The sequence below is a fragment of the Prochlorococcus marinus CUG1433 genome (assembly GCA_017644425.1).
GTDB lineage: Bacteria > Cyanobacteriota > Cyanobacteriia > PCC-6307 > Cyanobiaceae > Prochlorococcus_A > Prochlorococcus_A marinus_U.
In genome coordinates this window covers 341532-362215 of sequence record JAEPLN010000001.1, presented here as the reverse complement: position 1 = coordinate 362215, position 20684 = coordinate 341532, and the positions used below count along the sequence as shown (strand labels likewise).

19 protein-coding genes are annotated in these 20684 nt (G+C 32.3%); 10 read left to right on the top strand and 9 right to left on the bottom strand.

Going from position 1 to position 20684, the window contains the following annotated elements; all coding sequences use genetic code 11:
- Positions 1-11 precede the first annotated feature (11 nt).
- From glk to JJ842_02160, 4 genes are read right to left on the bottom strand one after another with little or no spacing between them, the layout of a single operon-like run.
- Positions 12-1037 carry a glucokinase gene (gene glk / locus JJ842_02175; protein MBO6970721.1) on the bottom strand — a complete coding sequence of 342 codons (1026 nt, stop codon included), beginning with the start codon at positions 1035-1037 and terminating at the stop codon, positions 12-14.
- 10 nt (positions 1038-1047) lie between these two features.
- The gene (gene thrS, locus JJ842_02170; GenBank protein ID MBO6970720.1) at positions 1048-2964 is read right to left on the bottom strand and encodes a threonine--tRNA ligase; all 1917 of its coding nucleotides are present in this window, start codon (positions 2962-2964) and stop codon (positions 1048-1050) included.
- Between the two features lie 3 nt (positions 2965-2967).
- Entirely contained in the window at positions 2968-3984 is a 1017-nt protein-coding gene (gene trpS / locus JJ842_02165; GenBank protein MBO6970719.1) for a tryptophan--tRNA ligase, read from the bottom strand.
- Positions 3974-4396, bottom strand: a complete 423-nt coding sequence (locus JJ842_02160) for a hypothetical protein (GenBank protein MBO6970718.1) — start codon at positions 4394-4396, stop codon at positions 3974-3976. Before JJ842_02160 ends, trpS begins: the two co-directional genes overlap by 11 nt.
- Before the next feature lie 165 nt (positions 4397-4561).
- Between JJ842_02160 and JJ842_02155 the strand changes: the two genes are divergently transcribed.
- The 5 genes from JJ842_02155 to JJ842_02135 are packed head-to-tail and all read left to right on the top strand — an operon-like array spanning position 4562 to position 9638.
- Positions 4562-5896, top strand: a complete 1335-nt coding sequence (locus JJ842_02155; protein MBO6970717.1) for a YcjF family protein — start codon at positions 4562-4564, stop codon at positions 5894-5896.
- Between the two features lie 20 nt (positions 5897-5916).
- Entirely contained in the window at positions 5917-6816 is a 900-nt protein-coding gene (locus JJ842_02150; GenBank protein MBO6970716.1) for a metal ABC transporter substrate-binding protein, read from the top strand.
- 3 nt (positions 6817-6819) lie between these two features.
- Positions 6820-7584, top strand: a complete 765-nt coding sequence (locus JJ842_02145; protein ID MBO6970715.1) for a metal ABC transporter ATP-binding protein — start codon at positions 6820-6822, stop codon at positions 7582-7584.
- 12 nt (positions 7585-7596) lie between these two features.
- On the top strand, positions 7597-8469 hold the full coding sequence (locus JJ842_02140; protein MBO6970714.1) for a metal ABC transporter permease: 873 nt from the start codon (positions 7597-7599) through the stop codon (positions 8467-8469).
- Positions 8466-9638, top strand: coding sequence for a DUF4336 domain-containing protein (locus JJ842_02135; protein ID MBO6970713.1), 1173 nt, complete (start codon positions 8466-8468; stop codon positions 9636-9638). The genes JJ842_02140 and JJ842_02135 overlap by 4 nt, the downstream gene beginning before the upstream one ends.
- Before the next feature lie 9 nt (positions 9639-9647).
- Here the strand turns inward: JJ842_02135 and JJ842_02130 are convergent, their stop codons facing one another.
- Positions 9648-9980: a DUF760 domain-containing protein gene (locus JJ842_02130; protein MBO6970712.1), complete on the bottom strand. Its 333-nt coding sequence runs from the start codon at positions 9978-9980 to the stop codon at positions 9648-9650.
- A gap of 45 nt (positions 9981-10025) precedes the next feature.
- Entirely contained in the window at positions 10026-10610 is a 585-nt protein-coding gene (gene lepB / locus JJ842_02125; GenBank protein ID MBO6970711.1) for a signal peptidase I, read from the bottom strand.
- A 50-nt stretch (positions 10611-10660) separates the two neighbouring features.
- Between lepB and menD the strand changes: the two genes are divergently transcribed.
- Genes menD through murF form a run of 4 tightly spaced genes read left to right on the top strand, consistent with a single transcriptional unit; the run spans position 10661 to position 16192 of the window.
- Positions 10661-12424 carry a 2-succinyl-5-enolpyruvyl-6-hydroxy-3-cyclohexene-1-carboxylic-acid synthase gene (gene menD, locus JJ842_02120; protein MBO6970710.1) on the top strand — a complete coding sequence of 588 codons (1764 nt, stop codon included), beginning with the start codon at positions 10661-10663 and terminating at the stop codon, positions 12422-12424.
- A 35-nt stretch (positions 12425-12459) separates the two neighbouring features.
- Complete coding sequence (menB, locus tag JJ842_02115; protein MBO6970709.1) at positions 12460-13317, top strand: 1,4-dihydroxy-2-naphthoyl-CoA synthase; 858 nt, start codon at positions 12460-12462, stop codon at positions 13315-13317.
- A gap of 36 nt (positions 13318-13353) precedes the next feature.
- Positions 13354-14811, top strand: a complete 1458-nt coding sequence (glgA, locus tag JJ842_02110) for a glycogen synthase GlgA (GenBank protein MBO6970708.1) — start codon at positions 13354-13356, stop codon at positions 14809-14811.
- Between the two features lie 7 nt (positions 14812-14818).
- The gene (gene murF / locus JJ842_02105) at positions 14819-16192 is read left to right on the top strand and encodes a UDP-N-acetylmuramoyl-tripeptide--D-alanyl-D-alanine ligase (GenBank protein MBO6970707.1); all 1374 of its coding nucleotides are present in this window, start codon (positions 14819-14821) and stop codon (positions 16190-16192) included.
- Positions 16193-16197: 5 nt separating this feature from the next.
- On the opposite strand, the gene glmU is transcribed toward murF, so the two are convergent.
- Genes glmU through aroA form a run of 3 tightly spaced genes read right to left on the bottom strand, consistent with a single transcriptional unit; the run spans position 16198 to position 19816 of the window.
- Positions 16198-17547 (bottom strand): bifunctional UDP-N-acetylglucosamine diphosphorylase/glucosamine-1-phosphate N-acetyltransferase GlmU, encoded by a 1350-nt coding sequence (glmU, locus tag JJ842_02100; protein MBO6970706.1) that lies wholly within the window; start codon positions 17545-17547, stop codon positions 16198-16200.
- A 26-nt stretch (positions 17548-17573) separates the two neighbouring features.
- Positions 17574-18488, bottom strand: coding sequence for an SAM-dependent methyltransferase (locus JJ842_02095; protein ID MBO6970705.1), 915 nt, complete (start codon positions 18486-18488; stop codon positions 17574-17576).
- An 11-nt stretch (positions 18489-18499) separates the two neighbouring features.
- Positions 18500-19816 carry a 3-phosphoshikimate 1-carboxyvinyltransferase gene (gene aroA / locus JJ842_02090; GenBank protein MBO6970704.1) on the bottom strand — a complete coding sequence of 439 codons (1317 nt, stop codon included), beginning with the start codon at positions 19814-19816 and terminating at the stop codon, positions 18500-18502.
- 128 nt (positions 19817-19944) lie between these two features.
- Between aroA and JJ842_02085 the strand changes: the two genes are divergently transcribed.
- Positions 19945-20673, top strand: a complete 729-nt coding sequence (locus JJ842_02085) for a 2-phosphosulfolactate phosphatase family protein (GenBank protein ID MBO6970703.1) — start codon at positions 19945-19947, stop codon at positions 20671-20673.
- Positions 20674-20684: the final 11 nt, after the last annotated feature.

Here is a 20684-nt window from a genome sequence, read left to right as displayed (position 1 = left end):
AAGTAGTTTTTTTAAAGCATTTTTGCTCTGCAGGCTGCACTAAAAAGTCCAAACTCTTCATCTATGATCACTTTCAGAGGTATTGTTTTAAGAATATCTTTTAATCTTCCTTTGTCGAAAAATTGTTTCATAAATAAATCTGATTTAAAGTTTTTGAAATGTTTTGATGCGGTTCCTCCAGAAATCCACAAACCGCCAAAGCACAATTCTTGAAGAGCAACATCTCCTAATAAAGAGGCATAAGCACCTAACCAAATCCTCTCAACTTCAATCATTAGCAGATCCCCTTCTTTAGCGAGATTACAAATTTTTTGAGGAAGTTCTTTTCTCGTAGCATCAAAAATTTTAATTTCTTTTAAATATTTTTGTAGAGGATGGTTTTGAGCATCAGGTTTGCTTAGTCTCCATTCGGCAATTCTTGATAAACCAGTGCCGCTAATAATTCTTTCACAAGATATCCTTTCAAGATTCAGAGAATCTTTAAGCCATATCTTTAATTCCCATTCTAATTCTGACTTCGGTGAGTATTCAACATGACCACCTTCGCTAGCTAAAACTTTCACTTTATGTTCTGATATTATTCCTCTTGCAATACCTAAACCTGTCCCAGCTCCAACAATTGCATGCAAATCATTATTAGCTCCTTTAGAGGGGTTCCCATTTTGGATTGTTGAATACTGATTTTCTTGTAAGAAGGGTATTCCATAAATTTGCACTGCAAAATCATTTATTAGCTCGCAGCTTTTAAAATTAAATTTGTTTTTTAATGCATTTCCAGAGATATTCCACGATAAGTTAACAATTTTTGCATTGTCGTTGGATATAGGACCAGCTACAGCGAAACATGCATAATGAGGATGAGTAATATTTTTGCATTCTTTTTTTAAAAAATCCTCCAAAATTAGCTCAAAAGAATCCCATTCTGAAGATAAATACTTCTTTTTAAATATTAATTTAGGCGAATCATTATTTACATCTTTTTTGTAAATTCCCAATAGAACCTTTGTACCTCCTAGATCACATGCGAGAAAATTCATTTATTTAAAATTATTCTGTTCTCCCTTTTTTTTCTATTAATTCATCCATTAATTTGTATAGATTCGATAAATTGAAAATTCCTAAATTTGTTCCATCCAAAGCTCTTAAGGAAACTGAATCAATTTCTTCTTCTTTATCTCCAATAACTGCAATTAAAGGCACTCTCCCTAGGGTTGCCTCCCTAATTTTATATCCTATTTTTTCATTCCTAATATCAACTTTTGATCGGTAACCTTTATTACTTATTAATTCATTAAATTGAAAGCACTTTTCGATATTTCTATCGGTAATGCTTAATAGAATTATTTGATAAGGTGCAAGCCAAATTGGGAATTTTGCCTCATATTCTTCAATTAAAATTCCGATAAATCTTTCAAACGATCCTAAAATTGCTCTATGGAGCATAACTGGATTCCTTTTTTCATTATCAATATCAACATAAGTTGCATCCAATCTAATAGGCATTGAGAAATCAACCTGAATTGTTCCGCATTGCCAGACTCTATTGAGACAATCTTTTAACGAGAATTCTATTTTTGGACCATAAAAAGCACCTTCTCCAGGTTGTAGTTCCCATTTTAGATTCTTATTATCGAGAGCTTTGGTAAGAGCTTCTTCTGATTTGTCCCAAATCTCTTCACTACCAACCCTTTTTTCAGGACGAGTTGATAATTTGATAATGATTTCATCAAAACCAAAAGTTTTATAAACCTCGAAAACAAGATCTATAAAAGTAGATACTTCTTCTTGAATTTGTTCTTCTGTGCAGAATATGTGTGCATCATCTTGAGTAAAGTTTCTTACTCTCATTAAGCCGTGTAGTGCTCCAGAGGGCTCATTTCTATGACAAGAACCAAATTCAGCCAGACGAATAGGTAAATCTTTATAACTTTTTAAACCTTGATTAAACACTTGAATATGGCATGGACAATTCATTGGTTTAATTGCGTAAGTTCGATTTTCTGATGCAGTAGTGAACATATCGTCTCTAAATTTTTCCCAATGACCGGATTTTTCCCAAAGAGATTTATCAACAGTTTGTGGAGTTTTAATTTCTAAATAATCATTTTTTTTAAGTATTCCTCTTATGTATTTTTCCAGGACCTGGTAGATTGTCCATCCATTCGGATGCCAAAAAATCATACCTGGAGATTCCTCTTGTATATGAAAAAGTGAATGTTTTTTCCCAAGTTTTCTATGATCCCTTTTTTCCGCTTCTTCAATTCTTGTTAAGTAGTCATTGAGTTCTTTTTCTTTTGCCCATGCAGTTCCATATATTCTCTGCAATGATTCATTCTCACAATTCCCTCTCCAGTATGAACCTGATAATTTAAGTAATTTAAAGTGTCTCAAATGTCTAGTATTGGGAACGTGAGGCCCCCTGCACATATCGATATATTCTTCGTGTTTGTATAAATTGATGAGACCTTTTTCAGGGATTTCTTCAATTATTCTTAATTTAAAAGTCTCATCTCTTTCTTTGAAAGTTTTAATTGCCTCTTCTTTTGAAACTTGTAAAATTTCAACATCGTAGTTTGTTTTTATTAATTTATTAATTCTATCTTCGATTTTTATTAAATCTTCAGGAGTAAATCTATATTCAGAAAAAATATCGTAATAAAAACCATCTTCAATTACTGGCCCAATTGCCATTTTAATATTAGGGTAAATTTGTTTAACTGCATGACCAATAAGGTGAGCAAAGGAATGTCTAATTATTTCAATTCCTTCTTTATCTTTTGATGTAATTATTACAACTTCGGAATCTTCATTTATAGGAATAGTTGCATCAAGAAGAACATCATTTACTTTCCCAGCAATTGTTGCTTTAGCTAATCCAGGGCCTATACTCTGGGCAATTTCTATAATGGTTACAGATTTTTCGAAAACCTTTTTTGAACCATCAGGTAAAGTAATTATTGGCATAATTTATTTCTCCATTTCAAAGAATCCTAATTTTGATTTAACTCTTTTTAAAGTCTGATTTGCTAAATCTTCAGCTTTTTCCTTCCCTTCATTAAGGATTTTATTTAATTGATATGGATCATTAATTAATAATTTATATTTTTTCTGAATAGGTTCTAGTGATTCAATAAGTTGTTCGGTAATTAATTTTTTAAATGTCCCCCATCCAGTCTCTGAGAATTCATTTTCACATTGAGAAATTTCTTTGCCAGATAATATTGAATAAATCATCAAAAGATTTTTAGATTCTGGTCTCTCAGGGTTGTTAAATTCAATCCCAATAGAACTGTCACTTTTTGCTCTTTTAATTTTTTTTGTAATTATTTCAGGAGGATCTAATAAGTTAATGCGACTGCTCTCATTAGGATCACTTTTGCTCATCTTTCTTGAACCATCAATTAAACTCATTATTTTTGAACCATTCTTCATGATGATTGGTTGAGGGATCTTTAAAATATTTTTATCCTTACTAAATCTGGCATTAATTCTCTGTTGTGCAATATCCCTCGCAAGTTCAAGATGTTGTTTTTGATCCTCACCTACTGGTACGAAGTCAGCATCATAAAGAAGGATGTCTGCAGCCATAAGTATTGGATAGTCAAATAATCCAATAGATACATTATTACCTTGTTGTATGGATTTTTCTTTAAATTGAATCATTCTTTCCATCCAATTTATTGGGGTCATGCAATTTAATATCCAACAAAGTTCTGAATGGGCTGAAATCTGACTTTGGACAAAAATTGAACATATATTTGGATCTATCCCACAAGCGACGTACAAAGCCGCTGTAGAGATAGTGTTTTTAGATAATTCTTTGGGATTATATGAGGCTGTTATTGCGTGCAAATCAACTACACATAGAAATGTTTCATATTGCTCTTGAAGCGTAACCCAATTATTTATGGCCCCAAGCCAATTCCCAATATGTAAATCACCAGTTGGTTGAACTCCCGAAAGAATTCTTTTTTTATTTGCCATCCTCTTCTACTTCGCTAGATTGGATCTCTTCAGTTGATGTACTTTTTACAGGTCTTGCAAAAGGGTCAGGTGCTTTTTTTGTCTTTTCTTCATAAGAATCTTGTGATTGTCTACTCGGAGAGGAGTTTTTATTATTTTTTGCATATTCTTTGATTGATTCAATCAATTTTTCGTCTTTGATCATTTCGCTAAGTGTTCTAACAGAGAAACCCAGAACTGCAACGGTAGATCTTAATTGAAAGGTTTCTTGTATTGATTTAACAGCTTTCATTTCGTTATCACTCAATCTTATGCGGAATCCTCCTCCGTCTCTTCTGCCGCCCGATCTATCTCTGAAATTAGATCTTTCATTGTTAGAACGACTTCTGTAATTTTCTTGTCCAGGATTATTGCTGAAATTTGAATTAGACATCTTAATGTTTCTTAAGTTATTTAAATAGTCTATTAACTTAGCATCTTGTTATGCAATAAGTCTTTTTAAAAGGCTTAAATTTTTATCTTTTGATTAACGACTTATGAAATTTTGCTTTTCTCATTCGCAACTTGCATTAAAATAAAATTAGAAAAATAAAGTATTGTGTTTGATATTAGTAAAGACAACCTTTTAAAGGATTTCATAAAGTTTCCAAAAAAAAATCTTCTTATAATTTTATTATTGTTAGGTTTTGGGGAATGGTTTGTCAGTGACTTAATTCATTTTGCAGGAGGCTCAATAGGATTTTTTGCGTTGTGTTTGGGGGGATATTTTTACTTGAAGAATGATAAGCCTAAATTTAATGAGCCAAGTAATTTAGATGGTTGGATAAACCTATGTAATGAAGATTTAAATTTTTTTGAAGAACTTGAAGTAACAAATGAATTAGAAAAGCAGAATTCAAAAAGACAAAAAACACTTGAATCTATTCTTAATAGATCTGAAAAAGAAAAAATAAGTTGTATTGGACAAAAAGATTATCAAAGTTTTCAATCTGTTTTGAAAAGTAATTTCAAAGCAGATAAGTTTGACTTTGATTTATACGAAAAACTGCCCAAATATAATTCTTCTCAAGTTATTCCACAAGAAGCTTTGAAGAGTGATGCAATCTTGTATTTTATAAACTTGCCTTTGTCGGCAAATGATTTTTTATGGCTGGAAAAGTTTCCTAAAAATATGCCAATCTGGTTGGTGGCTTTAACTTCCAACCAAATAGAAGCCAAAAATCAGATAGAAGACTTAAAGTCTCAAATTTCAAGTGACTTTATAAACAAAATTATTACTTTTGATGTGAATAAGAGTGAAATAACAAATATACCTTTTTCTTTAAGGAAGTTTTTCATAAGTTCATCTAAAAATATTGAAAATACAAAAAAAAGGCTCTTGAAAGAACTTCATGCTGCCTGGCAATCTGAAATTGAAGGTATAAGAAGAATGCAGTTAAAAGGTATACAAAGAAAAAATCAAATTCTTGTCGCGACAACTGTTTTCTTATCTCCTATCCCATCAATTGATGTTATGGCAATGACAGTATTAAATTCTTTAATGATTAAAGAAATTAAGTCTATATGGGGATGTAATTGGTCTCCTGAAATTTTAGATAAAGTATCCAAAGAGATTTTAAAGACTGCAATTGCTCAGGGAGTTATTGAATGGAGTGGACAGACTCTAATTGGTATAACAAAATTACATGGCCCAAATTGGCTTGTCTCTGGAACAATTCAGGCTGTCAGTGCTGCTTATTTAACAAGAGTAGTATCAAGTTCTTTGGCTGATTTTATGGCAATAACAAAAGGAGTAGAAGAACCTGATTTGGATTTTATAAAGAAAAATTCTGAGAAAATTGTTGAAGAAGCTTTTGAAAAAGAAAAAATAAATTGGAAAGGATTTATTTCTGATCTTAGAAAACCACTTATGAAACTATCTTTTAATTCATAATCTTGGGATGGATGTTAAAAATGAAAAAAAATATATTTTTTTTAAGTTTGATACTTCTGCTTTCTATTGTTTCAGGCTCATGTAAGAGAATATCAAATAAAAATGAAACTCAAGAAGTAATACTGGCAAGTTTCACTGTTTTGGCGGATATAATTAGTAATATCGCAAAAGATGATTTTATTGTTAGATCAATAACTAAACCTGGAGTTGAAGTTCATGGCTACCAACCAACTCCAAGCGATTTGGTAAATGCCTCTAATGCTTTTGTTTTTATTGATAATGGATTTGGATTTGAATTATGGGCTGAAAAATTTGTCTCTAATTTAAAAGTGAAAAGAATTACTGTCGCGGAAGATTTGGATCCTATTTTTATCAGTGAAGATTTTTATAAAGGGAAACCCAATCCTCATGCCTGGATTTCTCCAAAAAGAGGGATCCTATACGTAGATATTCTCGTGGATTCTTTATCAGAATTGAGGCCATCCAAAAGGACATTATTTGAAGAAAATGGAAAAATTTATAAAGATAAACTATCTAAAATAGATAAAGAATTCTCACTTTTTATTAATAACTTAAATAAAGACAGGAGGTATCTAGTAAGTTGTGAAGGTGCTTTTTCGTATCTAACAAATGATTATGGATTAGAGGAAGTTTATTTGTGGCCAGTTAATGCTGAGAGTCAAATAACTCCCAAAAGAATGGCAAGAACAATCTCACTAGTTAAAGAAAAAAATGTTCCATCTGTATTTTGCGAAAGTACTGTAAGTAACGAATCTCAAATGGTTGTTGCAAACGAAACTGGGGCTAATTTTGGAGGAAATCTTTTTGTTGATTCATTATCTGATGATAGTGGGCCTGCTAGTTCCTATATAAAAATGCTTGAGCATAATTTGGATTTGATTAAAAAAGGACTTTTTTGAATTATGGAAACAATCAATTATCAAAACTTTAGGATTGAGGCAGAGAATATTTGCGTAGATTACAACGGTAAGGTGGCTTTGTATGATGCCAATTTAAGATTGAAACCTGGCCAGATTTGTGGGTTAGTAGGGATGAACGGGGCTGGTAAAACAACTTTCTTTAATGCTTTAACTGGCTTTGTAAATATTTCAAAGGGAAAAATTAGAATAAATGGAGAGTCTGTAAGATCTGCTCAAAAAGATCAGACAATTGCTTATGTTCCTCAAAATGAGGGAATTGATAGTCAATTTCCAATAAGTGTTTGGGATGTAGTGATGATGGGAAGATATGGTTCGATGAATATTTTTAGGTCTCCTAGAGAGTCTGATGTGCAGGCGGTTAAAGATGCTATTGAGAGAGTTGATCTTACTGATCATTTATCTACACCTATTGGAAACTTATCTGGAGGTCAGAGAAAGCGAACTTTTTTAGCTAGAGCAATTGCGCAAAGAGCATCAATACTTCTTCTTGATGAGCCTTTTTCAGGTGTTGATATAAGAACTGAAAAACTTATCTCGGAATTATTTATTCAATTCAAAAATGAGGGGAAAACCATATTATTATCAACGCACGATATGATTCATGTCCGTGAATTTTGTGATTTGGTTCTTTTAATAAATAAAACTGTTGTAGCTTATGGTGAAACCTCTGAAGTGTTTACCCCTGAAAATATTACAACCACTTTTGGAGGGATCTCACCTGATTTCTTGTTTGGACCTGAATCCTAAATTTTAATTTATATGGAGCTCTGTTCTTTTTTAACTTTAGATTCATTCATCACAGATCCTTTAACTCATGACTTTATGAGAAAAGCACTTCTTATGAGTTCATTAGTTGCAGCTGTTTGTGGTTTTCTATCAAGTTATTTGACTCTTAAAGGATGGGCTTTAATGGGAGATGCAGTGTCACATTCGGTAATGCCTGGTGTTGTGGTTGCTTATGCATTAGGTCTCCCTTTCTCATTAGGGGCATTTATTTTCGGAGTTGGTTCTGTAGCCTTGATAGGGTTTATTAAGCAGAAATCTAGAGTTAAGGAAGATACTGTTATTGGGTTGGTATTTACTGGATTTTTCGCTCTTGGAATAGTATTGGTTTCTAAGATTAAAAGTAATATTGATCTGCACTCTATTCTTTTTGGTAGTCCATTAGGAATATCACTTTCAGATGTAAAACAAACTATATTCATTTCTTTATTAGTAGTAATCCTTTTGTCAATTTTCAGAAAAGATTTAATGCTTTATTGTTTTGACCCTAGGCATGCAAAAACAGTTGGGATTAATGTATTTTTTCTTCATTATTTACTCCTCACATGCTTATCTTTGGCAGCTGTTGTGGGGTTGCAGTCTGTTGGAATTATTTTGGTAGTTGCAATGTTGATTACACCAGGGGCTACAGCATATTTACTTACGGATAAGTTTGATAATATGACAGTAATTTCAGTATTAAGTGCAATCATCTCAAGCCTTATAGGAATCTATGTTAGTTTTTGGTTTGATCTTGAAACAGGTGGATCAATTGTCTTGGCACAAACTTTTATATTTTTATTTGCTTTTTTATTCGCTCCAAGATACGGAATATTTAAGTTAAAGAAATTATTTGCTGGGTATAAATGATTGTGGTGGATGAAACTTTAAATAAAAAGTGGAATTGGTGGCCATTATTCCCCTTATATCCTTATGGAAAAAAGAAAACAATTTTAAAAGAATTAATTCCTGATCAAATATGGTCCTTGGAACAAATACAGGGACTTTATTATGTTGCGGTTCCAATAAGAATGACGGTAATAAAGGTTGATAATGGTTTGATGCTAATAAATCCACTGCCTCCGACAAAAGAATTAATAAATGAGTTAGAAAAATTAATTGCGATTCATGGCAAAGTAAAAACAATAATTCTACCTAGTGCCTCTGGACTAGAACATAAAGTTGGACTGCCAGCTCTTTCAAGAACTTTTAAAGATGCAGAAATTTGGCTTTGTCCTGGACAATGGAGTTTCCCCATAAATCTACCACTAGATTTTTTAGGAATTCCATCAAAAAGATCAAGAATACTCTTTGAGGATGGTACTCCACATACAAACATCTTTAAATGGTCTTCATTAGGCCCTCTGAATTTAGGACTTGGAAGATATCAGGAGATAAGCTGTTTCCATTATCCTACGAAAACACTTCATGTGACAGACGCAATAGTTGGAATAGACTCTACTCCCCCTGAGATATTTGATTTTGATCCAACTCCACTTCTTTTTCATTCTAGAGAGAGAGGAGATGAACCTTTGATTGACTCCATAGAACATAGAAAAAAAGGATGGAAAAGGTTAGTCTTGTTTTCATCTTTTTTAAAACCAGGTAAATTAAATATTCCACCTTTAAAAAAAATATTTAAGTATTCATTCAAAAAAGATCTGAGGAATTGGAGATCTCATTTCGGTATTTATCCCTTTTTATGGGACGAAGATTGGGAATCTTCTCTTGTTGAAATAATGGGTAAAGATACTCCTAAGATTCAAATTGCACCAGTTTTGCAGAAATTAATTTTTCCGCGTTCAAAAGAAGTTTTACTCAAATGGTTAGAAAACATCAAGTGTTTTGAAGATATGGAATATTTAATTCCGGCTCATTTTACGGCCCCTATAAAATTTACAATAGAAGATTGTCAAAAATTAATTAATGAAATTAATTCCCAAAAGTGGGACAAACTTCCTGAGGATAATAAATTTTTGATGGGTTTATATAAAAAGTTGTTTGGACTAGGAATAATTCCTGAAGAAGTAAATCTTTAGAAACAATTATTATTCAATAGACATGTTCTCATCATTTTTAAGAGTTTGTTCCAGCTCTTTTCTTTGCTCCATTTGTCTCAAGAAATATCCTGTCATCATTGCAGAAGATAATAAATTAGCAATGTTGTCTCTTGAAGATGTTATTTTTACATCAAATTGATCTGAAGGAAGCATTCCAAGAAGACCTTGAACATTATGTCTTATAATTTCTTGAATATCATCACTAGCTGATTTTGCTACTCTTTGCAAAACTTCTGGAGATTGTTTTTGTAAATATTGGATTAAATCATTCTCATCGTTTGGATCATTATTTTCAGTAGCAAGAAATTCTGGATTAAACATTTCTACAACTTCAAGATATAAAAACCCTACAACATCGCGTACCCATTAATCTAAATTATTAAGGGCAGGGAACCGAATAGGTCCAATTTTATTAAACGGCCAATATCTAAAAATAGCTTTACCAATAACCTTTTCATAGGGTAAAAATCCCCAAATATGTGAGTCCATACTGTTATTTCTATTATCTCCCATGACCCATAATGACTCTTCTGGGACAATAAAAGGCCCTATAGAATAATTAATATTTTTGTCAAAAACGTAATTTTTTTGAGCGATATCATTTAAGTAAAGGTTACCGTCTCTTACTTCTACTTTATCTCCAGGTATTCCAATTACTCTTTTTATTAGTGCAGTATCTGCTTCATAACCAGCATTAATTAATTGTTCCGGAACGTTAAAAACAACTATTTTATTTTTTAATTTTGAAAGATTTGCTTTGGAAGTGATTTTGGGGCTTACTTTCTCAACAAGAATTTTATCTTGTATTTGAAGTGTTGGAAGCATTGAACCGGAGGGGATCCACCTTGGCTCTATAACCTGCCATCGTATAATTAAAGCTATTGATATCCAGATTAAAAGATTTTTTAAATCCTTTATTATTGAATTTCTTTTTTCTTGAGTTGTAGACATGTTTTATTTAATTCAGTTATAAGGAAAATCCCAAAGCATTTATATAAATTATGACATCATCTATTGAATGCAAAAATTTTCTTAGAAGTTTACAACTTTTGAATCTCTTAATAAAAATAGGAGTTCAAAATTTAATACTATGTCCAGGTAGTAGGTCAGCCCCCCTTGCGATAGCAGCTGGAGAATTAAATAAATTAGGACTGGTAAATATTTTTAATTCAATAGATGAGAGATCTGCGGGATTTCACTCTCTTGGAATTTCTGCTGCATCAGGTAATCTTTCTTTAGTTATTACCACTTCTGGGACTGCCGTAAGTAACTTATTGCCAGCAGCAGTTGAGGCAGACCGATCTTGTAAAGGTATTATATTTCTTACTGCTGATAGACCCTTAAGATTAAAAGATTGTGGCGCTAATCAAACAGTAAATCAAGAAGATTTTTTGACTTCAGTCTGCAGAAGGGTTTTAAGTACAAATCTAAATGGACTTCATGAAACACAAGAAAACGAAATCCTGAATTTAGTTCGAATTACTGAGAAACAAATATCAACGTTCCCTGGGCCTATTCATTTAAATATTCCTATTGATAAGCCTTTAGGTATTTCACTTTTAAATAAAAAAAATGTTTTAGAGGTTTTTGAAAGAATTTATTTAAAGAAAAAATATATATTTCAGGAAGTTGAAATAAAATCTGATAAAAACAAATTCTTAGAAATTTCAAAAAATTTAAATTTAGATGAATCCGGCATTATTCTGGTAGGTCCCTATCAAGGTTCCATAAATGATTTAATTTCTTTCAATAAATCTTTAGAAAGATTGCAAGAAATTACTGGTTGGCCAGTATTTGCTGATCCTGTTTCAGGAGTAAATTCTGATTTGAGAGGATTAGTGGTGAATTGGGAATTAGTCTTAAGAAAAAATATAAATTCAATAAATTGTCATCAACTTTTGAGGCTTGGCCCCATGTCATCTTCAATTGATTTGGAGAAATTTTTAACAACTTTCGAAGGTATACAAATTCTTATAAAAGAAAAAAACCATAGAAAATTGGACCCAATAAAAAAATCATTTGAATATGATTTTGGGCTTTCAAATTTTACTACTCTATTGCTAGAAGAATTATCAATTAATGAAAAAAACAAAAAATCTCTTACTCCAATGGCTTTAGATCTAATAGAGGAAGGCGAGAAGATTGGAGGGGTTTTAAAAGAGAAAATTACCCAAGATAATCAAATTACTGAGTATATGCTTGCAAACCTTGTCCCAAAACTTTGGCCAGCTGAAAATCCTATAATGCTCTCCGCAAGTAGCCCAATTAGAGATTGGCTCACATTTTCTGAGAATGGTACTTTAACAAGAAACTGTTTCAGCTTCAGGGGCGCTTCTGGTATAGACGGTACTTTATCTCTTGCATTAGGTATTTCTAGAATTAAAAATCCTCTACTTCTTGTGACTGGAGATTTGGCTTTTATTCATGATATAAACGGTTGGCTGATTGAAAATTCGATCGATATGAATTTAACAATTCTTCTAATAAATAATAATGGCGGAAATATATTTAATCGTATTTATAAAAAAAATTTAAAAGAAGATGATTTAAAAAAACTGTTTCTTATGCCAAAAGAAATAAACTGGCTAAAACTCGCAGAGGGCTATCAGGTAAACTTTAAAAGCGTGGCAAATTTTAAAAAATTACGAGAAGCATTCGATTGGAGCATTTCTATCCAGAAATCTGTAATAATTAAAGTTGATGTTGATCCAGAAAATGAAATTTGTGAAAAAAATGCTCTGCTAGAAAAAATAATTGGCAGTTAAATTTATCATTTTCTATTTTTGAATAATTAGATTTCATGAAAGTATTACCTGGTAAAACAACTTTAAATTGGTCAGAGTGCAAATCTTATGAGGATATATTGTTTCACAAATCAGATGAGGGAATTGCGAGAATTGCAATTAATCGTCCTGAAAAAAGAAATGCATTTAGGCCTCAAACTGTAGATGAACTCATTGACGCATTTGATATCGTAAGAAATGATGAAACTATTGGCGTAGTTCTCTTTACAGGTGCGGGACCTGACAAGAAAGGCATTTATTCTTTTTGCTCTGGAGGCGATCAGAGTGTAAGGGGTAAAAATGGGTATAAAAATGATGAAGGGAAGCAGAGATTAAATGTACTTGAACTTCAAAGATTAATCAGAAGTTTGCCTAAAGTGGTTATTGCCCTAGTCCCCGGTTTTGCGATTGGAGGAGGACAGGTACTTCATTTAATTTGTGATCTAAGCATCGCCTCTGAAAATGCAATATTTGGTCAAACAGGCCCAAGAGTGGGTAGTTTTGATGCCGGTTTTGGATCTAGTTATTTAGCAAGGCTTGTTGGTCAAAGAAAAGCAAAAGAAATTTGGTTTTTATGTAGAAAATATAATTCCAAGGAAGCTCTTGAGATGGGCTTGATAAATGCAATTACAAAGATTGAAGAATTAGAAGCCGAGGGTGTAATCTGGGCAAGAGAGATTTTACGAAATAGTCCAACTGCTATTCGTATTCTTAAAGCTTCATTCAATGCGGAGAATGATGGGATTGCCGGTATTCAGGAATTATCTGGATATGCAACTCAATTATTCTATTCGACTGAAGAAGCCCAAGAAGGTAGAGATGCCTTTCTTGAAAAGCGTCCACCAGACTTCTCTGACTATAAGTGGACACCCTAGCTTATTTTTCAAAAGAACTTTTTTAAATAATTATTAATGAGAATTCTTCTTGCCGCTGCCGAATGTGCTCCAATGATCAAAGTTGGAGGTATGGGAGATGTGGTTGGTTCTTTGCCTCCATCTTTGATAAAACTTGGTCACGATGTAAGGGTAATAATTCCAGGATATGGAAAATTGTGGAGTCTTTTAGAGGTATCGAATGAACCAGTCTTTAGAGCAAATACAATGGGCACTGATTTTGCCGTATATGAAGCAAAACATCCCATTCATAATTATGTGATTTACCTAGTGGGTCATCCAACATTTGACTCTGACCAAATATACGGAGGCGAAAATGAGGATTGGCGCTTTACATTTTTTGCTAGTGCCACTGCAGAATTTGCCTGGAATTGTTGGAAACCTCAAGTTCTCCATTGCCATGATTGGCACACTGGAATGATTCCTGTATGGATGCATCAGGACCCTGAAATTAGTACTGTCTTCACAATTCATAATTTAAAATACCAAGGCCCCTGGAGGTGGAAACTTGAAAAAATGACTTGGTGTCCTTGGTATATGCATGGAGACCACACAATGGCTGCGGCAATGTTATATGCAGATAGGGTCAATGCTGTTTCTCCGACTTATGCAGATGAGATTAAAACCCATGAATACGGGGAAAGCCTCGAAGGATTACTTAATTACATTTCAGGTAAATTAAGGGGTATTCTTAATGGCATAGATCTTGATGCATGGAATCCAGCCAAAGATCCAGTTTTACCTGCAAAATTCAGTATTAAGAATTTAGAAAATAGGGTAGAAAATAAAAAAATTCTGCAGAGAGAAATGGGTCTCGAAGTTAATTCTAAAAAATATCTTTTAGGTATGGTCAGTAGGTTAGTTGATCAGAAAGGTGTTGACTTACTTTTACAAGTTTCAAGAAGACTATTAGCCTATACAGATTCTCAAATTGCTGTTTTAGGTACTGGAGATAGATATTTAGAGTCTGGATTATGGCAACTGGCATTAGATTACCCAGGAAGATTCTCAGTATTTCTTACCTATGATGATTCTTTATCAAGGCTTATCTATGGTGGCTCAGATGCATTCTTGATGCCAAGTAGATTTGAACCTTGTGGCATTAGTCAACTGCTTGCCATGAGATATGGTTCTATCCCAATAGTAAGGCGAGTAGGAGGTTTAGTTGATACAGTTTTACCTCATGATCCAGAAAATAATAGTGGAACGGGTTTTTGCTTTGATCGCTTTGAACCTATAGATTTCTATACTTCTTTAGTAAGGTCTTGGGAAGCTTTTAGGCATAAAGATAGTTGGGAATTACTACAAAAAAGAGCGATGAGCCAAGAGTTTAGTTGGCAAAGATCAGCTCTTGAATACGAAATTATGTATAAGGATGTTTGCGGAATAAAGGAACCATCACCGGATGTTGCTGAAGTTGAGAAATTTTCTTATGGACAATCAGCTGATCCATCTTTAAAAAAAAGTATGACTTAAATTCTTAATGGATCTTTCTTTTTTAGATTTAAAAGATGTTTTAGGTGATATAAAAAATCTGGGCGAGGGAGAAATAGATTCTTTAAATTTTAAGAATATAAGTATTGATAGTAGAACTTGTTTAAAAAATGATCTTTTTATAGCTATCAAGGGTAAAAATTTTGACGGACATAGTTTTCTTCCAGAGGTTTTAAATAAAGGGGTGAAATCAGTAGTTATAAAAGAAGGTATGGAGAAATTACTTCCTGATAATTTTTCTTATTGGGTTGTGGATGACACTTTAGAGGCATTTCAAAAATTAACCTTACTCAAAAGAAAAAAATTAAGTATCCCTGTGGTTGCGATTACTGGTTCAGTCGGCAAAACAACTACAAAAGAAATGATTGGTGAAGTTTTAAAAAAACTTGGAAAAATTAAATTATCTAATGCAAATTTCAATAATGAGATTGGGGTTGGTCTTACTATTCTTGCAACAGATAGAGAAGATAAAGTTTTGGTCCTTGAGATGGGAATGAGAGGTCTTGGACAGATCGAAAATTTATCTAAATATAGTAAACCCGATATTGCAGTAATTACTAACATTGGGACAGCCCATATTGGATTGTTAGGCTCAAAAAAAAATATTACTTATGCAAAGTGTGAAATTAGTAAATTTTTAAATCCCAAAGGAGTTGTAATAATACCAGCAAATGATTTACTTCTTGAAGAAACTCTAAGAGAATCCTGGAAAGGAAGAATAATAAAAGTAGAACTTTTAAATATAGAAAATCAAAAGGAGAGTTTTAAGAAAGATGATAATTTGCGAGGATTTTATAATGCCTCGAATAAAACAATCTTAATTGAAGAAAATATCTTTGAAATTTCATTTGAGGGATTTCATAATGCTTCAAATTTCTTATTTGCTTATGCAGTTGCTAAAGAGCTAGGCATTGATTTTGAAAGTTTTAATAAATTTGATTTTGTAAGTTTAGGTGGAAGAAATAAAATTCTTAAATCAATTAAAACAACAATATATGATGAATCATATAATGCTTCACCAGAGTCAGTAAAAGCATGTATTAAAAACCTGCTTGAAAAACCGAGAAATAAATTTTTTATATTTGGAAGTATGCAAGAATTGGGAGGAGAATCTGAAAAATTTCATAAAGAAATATTCAACTTAATAAATAATTCAGACATAGAAAAGTGTTTATTTATTTGCGATAAAAAAAATGAAAAAATTTACACTAATTATCTAAAAGATAAGAAAAAATTTTTAGTTTTAAATAACATAAAAGATGTACCTAAAGAGATAAATAAATCTACAAAAAAAGGTGATTCTATTCTTATAAAAGGGAGCAGATATTGGCAACTTGAAAAAATTATTGAATTGATTAATTAATTAGATCATTCTTTCTTTCTTTCCCAATTTTCTATATTTACTTGCTTAGTTCTTGAGATGGCTAATGAATTATCTTTAGAGTCTTTTGTGATGACTGAACCAGCTCCAGTTGTAACTGATTCCCCGAGATTTATTGGCGCTACAAAAACTGTATTTGCCCCAATACTGGAATTTTTACCAATTATTGTTTGATGTTTTTTCTCCCCATCAAAATTTGCAGTAATAGTGCCTGCTCCAATATTTGTAGATCTTCCAATAATAGAATCGCCAATGTAACTTAAATGGTTTACTTTAGATTCTTCCTCTAATTGGCTATTTTTTATTTCAACAAAATTACCTATTTTGCTAAAGGAAGATATTTTGGAATTAGGTCTTATATGACTGTAAGGACCAATTGTTATATTATCCATTATCTGAGAAGCATAAACAGTAGAGTTTGAAATTTTACAATTTAATCCCACATTAGAATTCTCAATAAAAGTATTTGGTCCAATAATGCAATTACTATTTATTTTTGTATATCCTCTTATATGTGTATTAGCCTCTATGATTACATCCTTATCAATTTCAGCTTCTTCACTAATTGAACAACTTGCTTTATTTATAAAAGTTACACCATTAAGCATATGTTTTTCTTTAATTGAATTCTGAATATATTCCTCGCAATCTGATAGTTGAATTCTGTTATTAATTCCTTGAAGCTCTCCATTATCCTCTACCTTGAGACTTAAGGAATTTTTTAGCAAAGAGATTGTATCTGTTAAGTAAATCTCTTTTTGATTATTATTGCTTTGCAAGGTATTAATTATTTCTGACAAGTTGCTCCAGCTAAAACAGTAAACACCTGCATTTATTAATGGATTTTCTCTTTCTAGATCATTGCAATCTTTTTCTTCAACAATTCGCTCTATATAATCTCCCTTCAAAAAAACTCTGCCATACCCATGAGGATTTTTCTTCTTAGTGGTAATTAAAGTAACATCAGAGTTTTTTGAATCGTGTAAATTGACGAGTTTTTTTAAAGTTGTGGACTTTATGAGTGGCACATCTCCGTTTAGCACCAAAAGTTTTCCTTCATGTTTTTTTATTTCTCTGCAAAGCACTTGGATGGCGTGACCGGTTCCTGATTGAGGATCTTGAACAACAAAATGGATTTTTTCATCATTTGGGATTGATTTTTGTACTTCTTTTGATTTGTGTCCAGTAATTACGAAAATTTGATCAGGGTTTAATTCAACACATGAATCAATTACCCTCTGCAAAAGACTTTTGCCAGAAATTTTATGTAAAACCTTTGGCAATGAGCTTTCCATTCTAGTACCCTTGCCTGCCGCCAATATCGCAACACTTAACATATTTTTTTTGAAATATTTATTTAAATCTAACTCTTAGGGGACGACTTCGTCATTCCCCACTTTTCTCTCCATTTACTCGTAGATTCTAAATTTGACAATAATTGCTCATCTAATCTTTTCTTAATTATATCCTCTTTACTTGAGTTTAAATCTTGATCTCTATAGGGAATACTAGCTTTAGTTAAAAGATGTTCCTCTTCCATTTGGGATAACTTAGATAACTTTTTACAATTGAAATTGGGTTCTAATTTATTACTATCAAATTTTGATATTGCAACAGTTCCCTGACTCCAAAAAGTTCTGTCATTAATACTTGGGTTAATAGTAAAAATTTCTAATCCAAAGTTTCTCAATGTCTTTCTTACTGCCGCTGAAGAAGAATAAGTTATTAAATAACCTTGAGGATTAAGCTTTTCAGTTACTTTAGATAAAAATTCAAGTGTCCAAACTTGTGGACATTTTTGAGGAGAAAAACCATCCAAATAAATTAGATCAAATTTAATATCTGAAGGAATAATATTAATTTTTTCTCTAGCATCACCCCACAAAAGACTACATTTAAAGAATTGATCCTCAAAGTAATTTGTTTGATATACGGATTCAAATATTTTTTTGACTTTTGGAGTCCATAATCTCAGGAAAGATTTATTTCGGAGCGAATATTCAAGTGGCTTTTTATCAATCTCCAAAGCGTACCAATTTAAGAACGATTTTTGTTTAATTAATTCATCAAATAAAGAGGCGGAGTTATACCCCAAACCAAAACATATGTCGAGTACATTTAGAGATTCCCCCTTAAATCTTTGTAAATCAGAAGGAGATGTAAACTTTAATCTTGTTTCCTCCAATGCTCCAAATGAGCTATGGAAATTCTCTTGAAAAAATACACTTCTTAAAGAGTAACTCCCATCTTTTGTTAAAACTTCTATGAATTCAGACAAAAACTTTTAATTTAATTAATTAGTTTGGCAAGGTCTTCCCAAAAAGCAGGATAAGAGACGCTAGATGCATCTGCTCTTTTTATTTTTGAGGTACCTTTAGCGAGAAGTGAAGCAATAGCAAGACTCATTGCCACTCTATGATCCGTCTCACTGTCTACCTCTCCAGAATGAAATTTTGATTGACCATTTATTATTAATCCATCGTCTTTTTCTGTTATTTCGGCACCGAATCTTTTCAACTGTCTTGCCATGACTTTTAATCGATCTGTTTCCTTAACTCTTAATTCCTGTGCATCCTTAATTTCGGAAACTCCATTACAAAAACAGGCAGCCACAGTAAGAATAGGAATTTCATCTATAAGTTTTGGGAGAATATCTCCTTCAATAGTGAATGATCTTAAATTATTTGAAGTCTTTACTTTAATTGATCCAATAGGTTCACCTGCAATAGTTGATTTATCTAGGATCTCATAATTGCACCCCATTGAATCCATTACATTTAAAATCCCTGTTCTAGTGGGATTTAATCCGACATTCTGAATTAAAACCTCTGAATTTGGAACAATAGATGCAGCAATCATCCAAAAAGAAGCAGAGCTTATGTCTCCAGGAATCAATATTCTCTGACCAATTAAGTTGCTACCTGACTTGACAACTACATTCCTTCCTAATTCTCCTCTGATACTGATGTCTGCTCCAAATGCTCTTAGCATTCTTTCAGTGTGATCTCTTGAAGATGCTGGTTCAATTACAGAAGTAGTTCCAGAAGCATTGAGGCCTGCCAATAATATTGCAGATTTTACTTGAGCACTTGCAACTGGAGTGCCAATAACACATCCTTTAAGTTTTTTCCCATCAATTGAGATTGGAGCTTTGTTACCCCTTTCCCTTCCATAAATTTTGCCACCCATCAAAGATAAAGGTTTGCCCACTCTTCTCATTGGTCTTTCGTTAAGAGAAGCGTCCCCAGTTAAGATGAAATTCTTTCCTTCTTGTGAGGCTAATAAACCCATTAATAACCTCATAGTGGTTCCAGAATTTCCACAATTGAGAATTTCTGTTGGTTCTTTTAAACCATCAAGACCTAATCCTGAAATCGTAAAAGGCTCATTTTTTTTTATTTCTGGTATATTTACACCTAATTTTCTTAGACAATCAGCAGTTGAAAGTGGATCTTCGGAATGTAAGAACCCCTCAATAGTCGTCTTACCCTTAGCAATACTTCCTATTATTAGAGCTCTATGAGAAATAGATTTATCTCCAGGTACTTTAACTTTTCCTTTTAAATTAACTCCACCTTTTATTGTGCGGATATTATTCATTTTCAAATTAATTACTTGATAAAATTTCTGTAAAAACAAATTAGTTTTATATTATCAATAAGTTTGTTTTTTAAAAAAAAATAATCAAATTAAGTAACTGTTTTCTATAATAAGGTCAGAAAAAGGATTTGATTATTAATCTTACTTATTATCACGTTGCAAAGGATGTTCCTGAAAATAGTCCTGACATTGCAGTGGTCATTGATGTTTTAAGAGCTACAACCACAATTTCTTGGGCTTTAAAAAATGGAGCTGATTCAATACAAGTTTTTGCAGATTTAGATTTATTAAAAGAATCTGCAATTAAGTGGCAAGCTGAAAAAAGACTAATGCTTGGAGAGAGAGGCGGTAAGAAGATTGAGGGCTTTGATCTGGGAAATTCTCCTTTATCAGTTACAAAAAAAGTTGTTAATGGTAAAAGACTATTTATGAGTACGACTAATGGGACTAAATCATTGCAAAAAGTTCAAAATGTTAAGCATTTATTTGCTATGGGTCTACCAAACAGAAAAGCAGTTGCCGAAAAAATCATTTCATTAAAAAGTGAAAATGTTTTAATACTTGGTAGTGGTTGGGAAGGTTCTTATTCACTCGAGGATTCTTTAGCTGCTGGTGCTTTGGCTTCATACCTAAAACAGAACTGTGATTTTGAAATTAATATTATGAATGACGAATTACAATCTGCTTTGGCACTTTGGGATGTCTGGAAAAATGATATTTTGAAATGTTTAAAAACAGCAACCCATGGCAAAAGATTGACAAGTCTTGGAGATTATGAGGATGATTTTAAATGTTGCTCTGAACTTGATTGCTTAGATATTGTTCCAGCTCAAGTTGAAAGAGGTGTGATTCGTGCCTCATGATTTACGAATTG